General features: G+C 43.2%; 11 protein-coding genes. 6 read left to right on the top strand and 5 right to left on the bottom strand.

What is annotated here, in order from left to right; translation table 11 throughout:
* Positions 1-22: 22 nt before the first annotated feature.
* Entirely contained in the window at positions 23-2,125 is a 2,103-nt protein-coding gene (locus J8M00_RS07385) for a TonB-dependent hemoglobin/transferrin/lactoferrin family receptor (protein WP_211009666.1), read from the bottom strand.
* Positions 2,126-2,368: 243 nt separating this feature from the next.
* Here J8M00_RS07385 and J8M00_RS07390 point away from each other — a divergent pair, with 243 nt between their 5' ends.
* Genes J8M00_RS07390 through J8M00_RS07405 form a run of 4 tightly spaced genes read left to right on the top strand, consistent with a single transcriptional unit; the run spans position 2,369 to position 5,765 of the window.
* The gene (locus tag J8M00_RS07390; RefSeq protein WP_211009667.1) at positions 2,369-3,187 is read left to right on the top strand and encodes a heme/hemin ABC transporter substrate-binding protein; all 819 of its coding nucleotides are present in this window, start codon (positions 2,369-2,371) and stop codon (positions 3,185-3,187) included.
* Complete coding sequence (locus J8M00_RS07395; RefSeq protein ID WP_211009668.1) at positions 3,184-4,233, top strand: FecCD family ABC transporter permease; 1,050 nt, start codon at positions 3,184-3,186, stop codon at positions 4,231-4,233. The genes J8M00_RS07390 and J8M00_RS07395 overlap by 4 nt, the downstream gene beginning before the upstream one ends.
* Positions 4,226-5,023 (top strand): heme ABC transporter ATP-binding protein, encoded by a 798-nt coding sequence (locus J8M00_RS07400; protein ID WP_211009669.1) that lies wholly within the window; start codon positions 4,226-4,228, stop codon positions 5,021-5,023. The genes J8M00_RS07395 and J8M00_RS07400 overlap by 8 nt, the downstream gene beginning before the upstream one ends.
* Positions 5,016-5,765: a HugZ family protein gene (locus tag J8M00_RS07405; RefSeq protein WP_211009670.1), complete on the top strand. Its 750-nt coding sequence runs from the start codon at positions 5,016-5,018 to the stop codon at positions 5,763-5,765. The genes J8M00_RS07400 and J8M00_RS07405 overlap by 8 nt, the downstream gene beginning before the upstream one ends.
* Positions 5,766-5,842: 77 nt before the next feature.
* Here the strand turns inward: J8M00_RS07405 and ffh are convergent, their stop codons facing one another.
* Positions 5,843-7,222, bottom strand: a complete 1,380-nt coding sequence (gene ffh, locus J8M00_RS07410; RefSeq protein WP_023398618.1) for a signal recognition particle protein — start codon at positions 7,220-7,222, stop codon at positions 5,843-5,845.
* A gap of 163 nt (positions 7,223-7,385) precedes the next feature.
* Here ffh and J8M00_RS07415 point away from each other — a divergent pair, with 163 nt between their 5' ends.
* Positions 7,386-8,189, top strand: coding sequence for a cytochrome C assembly family protein (locus J8M00_RS07415; protein WP_023398617.1), 804 nt, complete (start codon positions 7,386-7,388; stop codon positions 8,187-8,189).
* A gap of 82 nt (positions 8,190-8,271) precedes the next feature.
* Positions 8,272-9,552, top strand: coding sequence for an HlyC/CorC family transporter (locus tag J8M00_RS07420; RefSeq protein ID WP_211009671.1), 1,281 nt, complete (start codon positions 8,272-8,274; stop codon positions 9,550-9,552).
* 66 nt (positions 9,553-9,618) lie between these two features.
* Here J8M00_RS07420 and J8M00_RS07425 read toward each other — a convergent pair whose 3' ends face one another.
* From J8M00_RS07425 to J8M00_RS07435, 3 genes are all read right to left on the bottom strand, one after another.
* Entirely contained in the window at positions 9,619-10,227 is a 609-nt protein-coding gene (locus J8M00_RS07425) for a hypothetical protein (RefSeq protein ID WP_023398615.1), read from the bottom strand.
* Between the two features lie 117 nt (positions 10,228-10,344).
* Positions 10,345-11,922 (bottom strand): glutamate--cysteine ligase, encoded by a 1,578-nt coding sequence (gshA, locus tag J8M00_RS07430; protein WP_211009672.1) that lies wholly within the window; start codon positions 11,920-11,922, stop codon positions 10,345-10,347.
* 67 nt (positions 11,923-11,989) lie between these two features.
* Positions 11,990-12,925, bottom strand: coding sequence for an NADP-dependent oxidoreductase (locus tag J8M00_RS07435; protein WP_211009673.1), 936 nt, complete (start codon positions 12,923-12,925; stop codon positions 11,990-11,992).
* Positions 12,926-13,023 lie beyond the last annotated feature (98 nt).

Consider the following 13,023-nt stretch of genomic DNA (forward strand, 5'->3'; position numbering starts at 1 on the left):
GCTCGCAGGGAGGCATTAAACCTTAGAACGTATATTTCGCATTTAGTGCAAAATTACGCCCTGGTTGCGTATACTGTCCTAGCGCTGCGTCAGCCGACTGCCCAGCGACGCTCTCATATGGCGTGTATTCCTTATCCAATAAGTTAAAGACGCCCGCATTAAGTCTAAAGTTGCCAAAGTCGTATTCAGCGAAGAGATCAACTGTCCCCCAACCCGCTGTTTTGACCTTGTCATCAGCTGGTACCTTAGTCATACGTTTGGCAGCTTTAAATGCCGCAGTAACGGACCAGTTGTCTAACTCATAGCGTGCCTTTACAAAACCATTTAGCGGGCTAATAGTACTAATATAGTCATTAGTTTCTTTGTCTTTACCCTGTACATAGGAAAAACCAGAATTAAACGACACATTGTCATTCACCCAAATAGTGAAGTCAGCTTCTAGTCCTTTGATCTCTACTTCTGCAATATTTTGGTACTGATAATAAGTCTTAGGAGGCATACCTGGAATTTGGCTTGGCTCAACACGCACTATTTTGTTTGAGATAAAATCATCAAATTTTGAATTAAATACCGTGACAGAGAACTGTTTCGACTCAAAATCACCTTTAACGCCGAATTCAACGCTGTCGCTTGTTTCTGGATCTAGCTCAGAGTTCGGTAGAATTTGATAAAATGGCTCAACACCGTGACTTTGGTATGCAAGATCATGAGGTGGAATTTTGAAACCACGAGAATACTGAGCAACAACGTTCAAGTTTTCTGACACAGAGTAAACCACGCCCAGTTTTGGCGACAGAGCCGTTTCACTGATGTCTCCAAATTCTGTGCCCGCGTATAATTCGCTTTGTTTAGCATCCATCTCATAGCGGTCTATGCGTAGGCCAGCATTGAGCTTAAGTGTATCAGGTATCAAGGTAATATTGTCTTGAACAAATAAACCTAGCATAGTTGTGTCTGCACCAGGGAACGTCTTTTGCCCTTCTCTATCTAGGGTTTTGTTTCCCTGTGTATCAATTCGTGTTTTATAGCGAGGACGAGCCGTCTCATAGCTATCGTAATCAAAGCCGTAAACCAATTGATGAGACAAAGAGCCAAATTCAAGCTGCTTATCAAGGACTAAACGCGTGCCGAAAATAGATTGCTCAAAGCGATAGTCATTGAAGTCAGTATATGGACCAGTGCGACTGCGGCTGCCATCATTTGCGCGGATCTGATCGCTTAATTGCTCAAAGTCTGTGTAATAAACTTGTGCGCTTAGATTATCGTAAAAACTGGTTGCACTCGCTGTATCAAACTCTAGAGAGAATGAAATGCTTTCATTATCATCTCTTGTTTCATAAGCATTTTCAGTAACAATTTGCTCAACATCTTGGTCAAAGTAGTCCACTGTCGCCAAGATACGCTCATTGTCAGTAATTATGAATTCAGATTTGAGTAGCAGTGCATTTGATGTGTAGTCAAAACCGGGCAAATCTTCCGCATAGTTTTGGGTTTCTTCACCATCTCGACGTGTGACCTGAATCGATGTCGCGTTAGAATTACTCAGTTGCTTGGCGAATGTCGCCGTCGCACTTTTTTCTGCGTTCACGCCATAATACCCAAGACCAACTTGCGCGTACGTATCATTACCCGATAAATAATCAGACGGATTTTTTGTCGAAATCACAACAATACCGCCAAGCGCATCTGAACCATATAGCGACGACGCAGCACCTTTGGCAACTTCGATTTGCTTAACATTGTCCACGTCAAAGTAACCACGGCCGATAAGTAAGCCACCGCCCCCTGCGTAAGCATCATTTAAACGGCGACCGTCTTTGACATACACCACCCGGTTTCCACCGATACCACGAATATTGAGCGCTTGGGCTTCACCTGTAGAGCCCGTAGTTGTAATCCCTGTTTGATACTTAAATGCGGTATTTAAGTCAACTGCTAACTCACGTTCAATCTCTTGTTCGGTGACAACATTTACAGTACCCGCAACATCTTCAAGCTTTTGCTCAATACGCGACCCTGATACTACGATTACTTCGCTATCTTTTTCAAATTGTTCAGCAACAACATTAGGCGCAGTAAAGACTGCTGCCGCAATACCTAGCGAAAGAGTAGTTCTTTTAAACATTATCTTTTAACCTCAAACAGGAAGAATGAATAATTTTCGCTGTGCACTATAAAGGTATTTTCACCCGATCGCAAACGATAATTATTTGCATTTCTATAATCATATAGATTTTATTTTCTGTAGAATGTATTATTGCCGTTATTGGATACATGTACTCATAAGGGATTTGCTAGTCGCTCAAACTGAGGCAATTGCAGCGCAGTTTTGGGTCAAATACTCAAGTATCAAAACGTGAGAAGAACAATGAAACATACCTTTTTTATCGGTATTTTACTGATGCTAAACAGCTTTATGGCTAACGCAGAACGTTTAGTTGTTGCAGGCGGTACAATTACTGACATCGTTTATGCGCTAAATGCTGGTGACAAAGTTGTTGCCGTAGACACCTCAAGTACTTGGCCTCCTAAAGCAGCTGCCCTACCTAAAGTTGGCTACTATAGAGATCTCGCTGCCGAAGGTATTTTGTCGCAAAAACCGACCATGATTTTGACTTTAGAAGGTGCTGGTCGCCCAGAAGTGCTTACACAAATAAAAAGTACAGGTGTACCGGTTCATCATTATGACAAGCCAGATAAAGTTGATGACCTTTACACTTTAATTAACCAAGTCGCAAAAGAGCTAAAAAAAGAGCACCAGGCGGCTACATTGATTAAATCGCTCAAGTCCCAGCTACCAGAGAAGCCTAAGCCTTCAAATACCAAAGCCTTATTTATTCTCTCCGCAGGTGAGCGTGGTGTGATGGTCGCAGGTAAAGAAACTGTACCTGAGGTGCTGTTTAACTACACAGGCATTAAAAACATTGCGACACATAACGGATTTAAGCCAATTAATCGAGAGTCTATGCTCGTCGCCAACCCCGATTTTATCATCGCGCCCAGCCACGTTGTATACGGAGCCGGTGGTCCAGAAAAGTTTTGCAATCAAGCTGCACTGGCTTTGATCCCCGCTGCGAAGGAATGTCGTCTTTTAGTTATGGATTCATTAATGGCATTAGGTATGACCACACGCTTACCTGAAGCCATTGCCAAACTAGACGCATTTCACCGTAAGCAGGCACTATGAGTAATATTACGCTCCCTATTTTAAATTCAAAACAACATTTAAAATGGTACTGGCTAAGCATTTTTTTGCTGCTTAGCCTAGCTTGGCTTTCACTAAGCAGTGGCCCTGTTGGCTGGGATTGGAAAATGCCCATCGTATGGCTGCTACCAAATTCAATGACAACCGACATTAATGACCTACATATAAGCGTTGTGTCACAAATTAGACTACCAAGGCTCATGCTTGCCATTTTAGTCGGCTCGGTACTTGCCTGCAGCGGTGCTGCAACCCAAGCTCTTTGCCGAAACCCATTGGCCGATCCAAGCCTTATGGGTGTCACTGGCGGTGCAGCGGTAGCAGCTATTGCTGTGATAGCACTGGCCCCTAAGGTCAGTTTTATAAATGAAGCTATGGTTGCACCTGCCGCATTTATAGGCGCATTAACCATTACCTCTGTCATATATCGTCTAGCGAATCATCAAGGGCAAGTGCAAATCACCACTTTGTTACTCGCTGGCGTAGCTATCAATGCCATAGCCATGGCAATTATAGGCTTGTTTAGCTTTTTTGCGGACGACAGTTCATTGCGCCTAATGACATACTGGCAAATGGGCTCTCTAGGGGGGGCTAGCTGGTCAGCAATGACTTATGGTGCGCCATTGATCATCATCAGTACAATTACGTTGCTGTTGAAAAAGCGTCAAATCAACGCGTTGATGCTAGGAGAGCGAGATGCGAGACATCTAGGTGTCAACGTTAAACGTCTTAAAACCGAAGTAGTATTCTTGGTTGCTTTGGGCGTTGGTGGCGCCGTAGCAATGGCTGGTATGATTGGCTTTGTAGGCTTAGTTGTGCCACATATCGCGCGCTTATTGGTGGGCCCCGACCTACGCAAAATGTTACCACTAAGCATGCTCTTAGGCTGCTTACTCATGCTCTTGGCTGATTGGATTGCACGCTTAATTGTTGCGCCATCTGAATTGCCAATTGGCATAGTCACCGCTTTATTTGGCGCACCATTTTTTATCTACCAGTTAATCAAACAAAAGCGAGGTGCACATGCTTGAATGCAAAAACATTAGCATTACTCGTGGTACCAAGCGTATTATTCACGATCTCTCGTTTACTGCCCATCAAGGTGAATTTATTGTCTTGCTGGGGGAAAATGGCGCGGGTAAATCAACCTTGTTGAGTGCAATATGCGATGATTTGTACTACAGCGGTGAGGTATTATTGAATGAGCAGTCGATTCACGTCCTTGATCCTCAAACACTCGCAACCCAGCGAGCAATGCTACTACAAAACAACCGAGTCAACTTCGCATTTAGTGCCGCAGAACTGATTGCTATGGGTCGCTACCCTTACCATGAAACAGCGCAAGCACAAGCGGACGTTGTCAACGATATTATTACGCAAATGTCTCTTGAAGCTTTGGCTGATAGAGATGTCACAGTGTTGTCTGGGGGCGAATTTCAACGCGTACAATTTGCGCGTTGTATTGCACAATTAAATGCACATAACACTCAAACTACGGGTAAACTGATGTTGCTAGATGAACCGACATCTGCGCTCGATCTTCACCATCAACACGTTACCCTGAGCAAAGCCAAATCGTTTGCTGAACAAGGCAATACCGTGATTGCCGTTTTGCATGATTTGAACCTCGCATCTTTATATGCTGATAGAATTTTACTGCTACATCATGGCATTATTTACCATGACGGAAAACCGCAAGACGTATTGCGCCCAGAAGTATTACAGCCTATCTATCGTGCTGGCATGCAAATTAACTTGCACCCCAGCTTTGAAATCCCTATGATTTTTTCAGAACCGCTAACAGGAGCCTCCAATGCGTGAACAAGCCGCTTTTGAAGCACGCACCCTAGTAAGACAGTCATCTGTCTGTGTGATCTCAACCCTTTCTAAAAACCTACAGGGCTACCCTTTTGGATCTGTGTCTCCTTTTATGACGGACAGCCAAGGTAGGCTGGTATTTTATATTGCCGGCATCGCTCAGCACTCGCGCAACCTAACTGAAGACAGCCGCATGTGTGCCACGGTTTTTGACGCTGCTGAACAAGGTGACCAAAACGCCCACGCACGCGTGACTATCGTCGGTGATGCCGCACCAGTGCCAGCCGAGGAATCAGACGCACTGCTAGAGCGTTATGAACGTCAATATCCGGAAGCGATTTCTTACCGACAAGCTCATGATTTCCAGCTATGGCGTATGGACGTAAAACGCGTTCGCTACATTGGTGGTTTTGGTCATATCTTCTGGATAGAACAAAATGAGTGGGACGCGCAAGAGCCTGAATGGACGTTAGAAGATGAAAAAAGAATGGTTGAGCATATGAATGACGACCATGCTGACGCTAACCAACTAATGCTCAAGCTTATCCATCAGATCGAAGCGGAACACGTTATTATGACGACCATAGTGCCTGATGGCTGTTACCTACGAGCCAATGAGAAAAACTACTACATTCAATTTGAAAATGTGTGCATGGATAGTCAAGCTGTTAGAATGGAGTTAGTCAGACTCACTAAGTTGGCCAGAAAAGAGCTCAACACCAGCACTGAAACTGCTCAAGATTAAATTGAAACTCAGCTAAATTGAGCAACGTTAGATCAAAAAGGGAAGTGTCACCACTTCCCTTTTCACATTTTGGCAAATTAAAATTTAGGGCCACCGCCGCCAAACATACCCGGTGGCATCATACCTTTCATGCCTCGCATCATTTTCATCATGCCGCCTTTGCCTTTCATCTTTTTCATCATTTTCTGCATTTGTGTAAATTGCTTTAGCAGCTTATTGATGTCTTGTACCTGAGTACCTGAGCCAGCTGCAATACGCTTTTTACGCGAGCCTTTGATGATTTCAGGACGGGCACGCTCTTTCGGCGTCATAGAGCTGATAATCGCTTCCATTTGATTAAAGGTTTTGTCGTTAACTTGCCCTTTAACCGCATCCGGTAAATTATTCATACCAGGCAGCTTTTCAAGCATGGACATCATGCCGCCCATGTTTTTCATTTGCTTCAACTGCTCAGCGAAGTCTTCAAGGGTAAAGCCATCCCCTTTAAATACCTTTTCTGCAACCTTAGCCGCTTTATCTTTGTCAACTTTTGCTTCGACTTCCTCGATCAGTGATAAAACATCACCCATACCAAGAATACGAGATGCGATACGATCAGGGTGGAATGGCTCTAATGCGTCAGTACGTTCACCGACACCCATAAATTTAATTGGCTTACCCGTTATATTACGGATTGACAGTGCAGCACCACCGCGAGCATCACCATCAGTTTTCGTTAAGATCACACCTGTCAGCGGTAGCGCTTCATCAAATGCTTTTGCCGTGTTTGCCGCATCTTGACCGGTCATGGAGTCAACAACAAATAGGGTTTCAATTGGGTTTATCGCCGCGTGTAGCGCTTTGATCTCTTCCATCATGTCACTATCGACATGAAGACGACCAGCGGTATCCACCAGCACCACGTCGATGAATTTTTTCTTGGCGTGACTTACTGCATTGTTTGCAATATCAACAGGCTTTTGTGAAATATCACTGGGGAAAAACTCAACATCAACTTCTGAAGCTAAGGTCTCAAGCTGTTTGATTGCGGCAGGACGATAAACGTCGGCACTGACAACCAATACAGATTTTTTCTTTTTCTCTTTCAGAAATTTAGCAAGTTTACCGACACTGGTCGTCTTACCAGCACCTTGTAAACCAGCCATCATGACAACTGCTGGCGGCTGTGCGTTGAGGTTAAGCTCTTCGTTAGCTTCACCCATCGCTTTCTCAAGTTCTTCACGAACAATTTTAATGAAAACCTGACCAGGACTTAGACTTTTGGTTACTTCTACACCAACAGCACGCTCTTTAACTTGCTTTACAAACTCGCGTACCACAGGCAATGCCACATCAGCTTCCAGTAAAGCCATGCGCACTTCGCGTAGTGTTTCTTTAATATTGTCTTCGGTCAGTCGGCCCCTGCCACTGATGTTTTTAAGCGTTTTTCCTAAGCGTTCTTGGAGGTTCTCAAACATGTATCGCTTCCACTATCTCGTAATTACGCAACATTATACTGATATGCGCGCAACTAATACAGTATTCAAGTTATACAAAGATTCTTTTTACAAAGTCTATGCAAGCGGCGAGGCTTAAAATACAATAGCCTATTAAAGGACCACGAAAGTAGACACAAAGTTCATGATCATCATTTTGTCATTGTTGGCGAGCCTGTTTTATATACTAGCAACCGGACACGTGCTTTCACGTTTATTCCACAAAGAGGGCCCAAGTCAGAAGCTAACCGTTATTCTAAGCACGGTTGCAATTTTGAGCCATATGCTGGTTTTAGTGAATTCGGTGTTTACTCAACACGGGCAAGATTTGAGTACCATCAATATTGCGCTGTTGACTTGCTGGGTCATTGTGGTTTCTGTCACAACAGTTTCATTGAAGTTTCCCGCGACTTTACTTTTACCCGTTGTCTACGGCTTTGCAGCTATTCTATTGATTGCAAGTTTGTTTATTCCACATCACATTATTATGGATGATATCCATGTCGACATTGGCCTGGTCACACATATTTCATTATCACTGTTGGCCTATTGTATTCTGATCATCGCCACGCTATACGCTGTCCAATTTTATTTCATCGACAAACGTCTAAAAAGCAAAGACCTTGCAATTATGAATAGTCACCTCCCCCCATTAATGCAAGTAGAGTCCCAACTTTATCAACTGCTTACAGTGGGAACAGGACTCTTAACCTTGGCGTTGTTGGCCGGGTTTGTATTTTTAGATGGCATGTTTGCCAAAGCTTCTATCCACAAAACAGTGCTTTCTCTAATCGCATGGACTATTTTTACAGCTGTCACATTGGGTCATCATCAATTTGGCTGGCGTGGAAAGCCTGTTGTCTTTGCTGTTATTGGCGCTTCTGGCATTGTGACTTTGGCTTATTTTGGAAGCCGATTTATCCAGGAAGTCATTTTAGACAAATTTTAATACAAAAAATTAGGCGTCGAACTTGACTCTGCTCCTGTGCTGACGCTTAATATCCGTTCGAAAGTAAAAAAGGGATCCTCTGTTGGACGACATATCTACCAGCGCCTTGTTTATCATACTCGGCGTGCTGATACTTATATCAGGTTATTTCTCAAGTTCTGAGACTGGCATCATGTCCATTAATCGCTATAGACTCAGACACTTAGTTAAAGAGAATAACAAATCTGCCAAGCGGGTCGATAAATTACTAAAAAGACCTGATCGCCTTATCGGCCTTATTCTTATCGGTAACAACCTCGTTAATATTGCTGCATCTGCAGTAGCAACAGTCATTGGTATGCGCCTACTAGGAGATGCAGGTATTGTTGTTGCAACCTTTGCATTGACTTTGGTCATCTTGATTTTTGCAGAAGTGACGCCAAAAACACTTGCCGCTCTGTATCCCGAAAAGGTTGCCTTTCCAAGCTCTGTGATACTGAAAGTATTGTTAAAAGTCCTTTTTCCCGTTGTCGTCACTGTCAATTGGATCACAAATGGCATGTTAAAGCTGTTTGGTGTGTCTCCTGAACAAATTGAAGAGCACAGTCTGAGTAAAGAAGAGCTAAAAACAGTCGTAAATGAATCAAGTGCCATGCTGCCAACAAATCACGGCAACATGTTAACGTCTATTTTGGATCTTGAGCAGGTTACCGTCGAAGATATCATGATCCCGCGTAATGAAATCAATGCCATCGACATCAATGACGATTGGAAGGACATTACCCGTCGGCTTACCCATGCGCAGCATACAAGAGTGCTTTTATACCGGGATCAAATCGACGATGCTGTCGGGTTTATTCACTCTCGCGATGCGCTGCGCCTGCTGACCAAAGAACAATTCGATAAACCGTCTCTGTTACGCGCTGTTCGTGAAATTTATTTCATTCCAGAGGGTACTTCTCTCAACACCCAGTTGTTAAAGTTCCAGCAAAATAAAGAACGTATTGGATTAGTGGTTGATGAATACGGCGATATTCAAGGTTTAGTAACACTTGAAGATATACTTGAAGAAGTTGTTGGCGACTTTACCACCACCCAAACGCCCACCCCTAGCGATGAAGTCAAAGTCCAAAGCGATGGCTCTGTGCTAGTCGATGGTAGCGCCAATATTCGTGACTTGAACAAAGAGATGGGCTGGGAGCTGCCTACTGAAGGACCAAAAACCCTGAGCGGTTTGATTGTTGAATACTTGGAAGACATACCCGAGTCACAATTGAGTTTAAAAATCGCAAACTATCCAATGGAAGTGATGGAAGTGAAAGAAAATATGATCAAGATGGTTAAAATTTTTCCACTGCAACAGCCAGCACGAAAAGAAGCTTAATCAAATACGGGTTTAGCAATACTAAACCCGTTTTTCTATTCAAAGTAATTTAGGTTATTTTCCTGCTTAAGAGAACAACCTTTCAAACCAACTCTTATTCAAATCATCTTCACACTTACGAAGTTGGGCTCCATATCGAGAAGCTCGGTGCTTAACCTTATTTGCAACTTTCACTAACCACTGCTTCTTCTTGTAAGTGCCGCGGCGATATCCGCCCCACCCTTCGTGATAATTTAAGTATTGAGCATAAGCATCCCACTTGGAAACACCATTCACTTTATGGGTTTTATAAACAAACCAACCCATGAAGTCGATAGCATCCTCAAAGTCATCTCTATCTGCACCTGAGTTACCTGTTTCACGAATATAATCACTCCAAGTCATGGTTTTTGCCTGAGAGTAACCATAAGCAGAGCTAGCTCGCCCTATGGGAATAAAACCTAGAAAATACTCCATCGGCGGTGCAGCATCGTGTCTAAAGGAGCTTTCTTGATACATCATACTCATCAAGACGTGCTTTGGTGATCCCCACTTTTCTTGCGCATCTCGAGCATCGTAATACCAATCTTCTTTTTCTTCAAAAATCTTACAAATATCATTGGGTTGCTTTGGTGGCGCTGTCGCGCACCCAGTTAATGCTAAGAGTAGAGGCAAAAATATTATTTTTTTTCTCATTTTTTTTAAACTCACCTGAACTTTTTCAATTTGCTAGGGTCATAGTACTTGAATGCAGCAGTTTAGCATTGTTTCATCCCTGATATTTTTATACGCAGCCCCATGGGCTGCGTTTTTTTATGCCTTTTCGAAGTAGTCTTGCAAAAACGCTTTTAATGTCAATTCGTCACTTTGACAAATCGCTTGTTCATCAATGAATGATTGGGCTGCTTGTGCGTTTAATTCAGCCTCTTGATAAAACTGATACGCTCGTTGCAGATGTTCCTCTTTATACTGTTTCGCAAGCTCAAGAGCCTGTTCAGAAGAGTCAGCACTTTGCGCACCAAGGGCCGCTACCAGCTTCCCTGAAAAGGTTTCATCTGAGTTATCTACCCACGCAGCCATAGTAGCTATGGTATCTGAATACGCATTGTTGCCATGCGCCTTATCAAATAGACTTGCTACCTTAATTAAATCACTGAAGATACTCTTTGCCCAAGCTTCCACCGAAACAGCAGAGTCGCCTTGCTGTAACTGAGTTTCTGTATCTCTCCCCGTACTAATGACACTTTGCAGGTTTTTATCAGAAACTTGCTGCTCATCCCAACTCATCTCTGGAGAATCTTTTAACAGACAATAAGTCAAAAATACATCCAAAAACCTGATCTGCTCTAAACTAATCCCGGTATCGGAGAATGGATTCACATCTAGAGCACGGATCTCTATATACTCAATGCCACCACGGGCAAGTGCCTGTGTTGGCGTCTCTTGTGGATTAGCATTACGTTTAGGACGAATTGGCGAATAAAATTCGTTTTCAATTTGGAGAATATTTTTATTGAGTTGCTTTGGTTCAGAAGCACGATAATCATCAATACTTTCATACAAGTCTGAGCGGCAGCGGATCGCCGTTTGCAACCCTTTAACATATTCGGGGAGGCTGTTATACATCACTTTAAGCGAAGACTGTGCGCTGTTCGTATAACCGAGATCGCCTAACCTTAATGCCGTGCCCTTTGCCAAATACAAGGTGCCTTTACCTGACGCTTCAAACGGTAGGTCACTTTCCTTTCCTTGCAAAAACGAACGACATAGCGCTGGGGAAGCACCAAATAAGTAGCTAATTAACCAAAGCTCTCGTTTAAAGTTTCGGATCAAGCCTAAGTACTTGTTTGATATAAAGTCTTGCAGCGTATCTTGGTTTTGCTCAGTGGCTTTAAGTGCATCCCAAAAAGCATCTGGAAACGACATATTAAAGTGTACACCGGCAATAGCTTGCATCATGCTACCATAGCGATTTTTCAACCCTTCTCGGTACAAAGTTTTCATTTTGCCGATATTTGAGTTGCCAAACTGTGCCAGCACAATATCGTCTTGATCTTCTATAAAACAAGGCATACTCATAGGCCAGAGCATTTCATCACCCATATTTGCCAATGTGTATTTCTGTAGATCTCTTAGTTGAGACAACGTTTGCTCAGCCGACGTGCTAACAGGCGTAATAAACTCAAGTAGAGACTCTGAAAAATCCGTCGTGATTGAATTATGTGTGAGCGGGTGCCCCACACCTTTTGGGTGAGACGTTTTAGCAATTTTGCCGGATGGCTGGATCCGTAAAGCTTCTCGTTCAATACCACGCTGGATGCTCGATAAAGAAGGGACAAGCGCAGTGTTGGCAAGTGTTTCTAACTTGCTTTCTAAATTAGTGTGTTTCAAAAAAATACCTCGAGGCTCGGACCAAGCTTAAGTTATGCCACCTTCAATGGGGGCAAATTTAAAATACTCAAGCCACAATAATTACTTTACCAAAGTGCTCGCCTTGCTCAATAAACTTGTGAGCCAAAGCAATCTCATCTAGCTTGAATTTTTTGCTCACAACAATGCGTAGCTGTTGTGTTGCAACAGCTTGATACAGTTCATCAAGCTGGTTGGGATTTGCCTGTACTAACATGCTCTCACCATGTGCACCACATGATGCAGCATGCGCAATAACCTCATCTTTTGTTATTGACGGTACCGTAACAAATGCCGCGCCACTTTTCATATTTGACAACATAGTGCAAGCGAGCTTTCCACCGACTAAATCTAGTAATTGGCCAGCTCTCACTTGCATAAAGAATTCATCGTATGACATCACCGGAACATCAAAGTTCATTGCCTTCATAATCGCCTTGCGCGACGTTACAGCAACAACATCAAAGCCTTTACGCAATGCCAATTGTAGCGCCAAATGACCAACGCCACCCGTTGGTGCATTGATAAATAGCGTGCCACCGTCTACATCAAGCTTATCTAATGCCTGTAATGCAGTTAATCCCGCAAGACTCAGACCCGCTAAGCGCTCAGAAACTTTCGCATCGACCACAATTAACTCATTGTGATGTGCCGTAACATGGCTTGCATAACAACCCGGTTTAGTGGGAAACCCGGCCATACCTAAAACAGTATCACCAACCTTGACACCTTTAACCTGCTCGCCAGTTTCCTCTACCACTCCGTAAAGATCATAACCTAGAGGCAAAAATGCATCTTGGGCTTTAGATTGAGCTACATAGCCCAAACCAGCTCGAGTTTTAACATCTATAGGATTGACTGAAGATGAGATAACACGAATAAAAACTTGCTCAGGCTCTAGTGATGGCATAGGCATAATTTGGGTTTGAAGCGCATCAGCGGTGCCAAAATGCACAACGCCAGCTTGTGTGTATTTTTTATTCATTTATTTTCATCAAGATTGACTAAATAGTTGTTAAATTTAACATATAAAAGCAAGACCCCCCAAACAACTTCATCGTGTTCTTTAGGGGGTTCATAACA

Source organism: Pseudoalteromonas luteoviolacea (assembly GCF_018100925.1).
Lineage (GTDB): Bacteria > Pseudomonadota > Gammaproteobacteria > Enterobacterales > Alteromonadaceae > Pseudoalteromonas > Pseudoalteromonas obscura.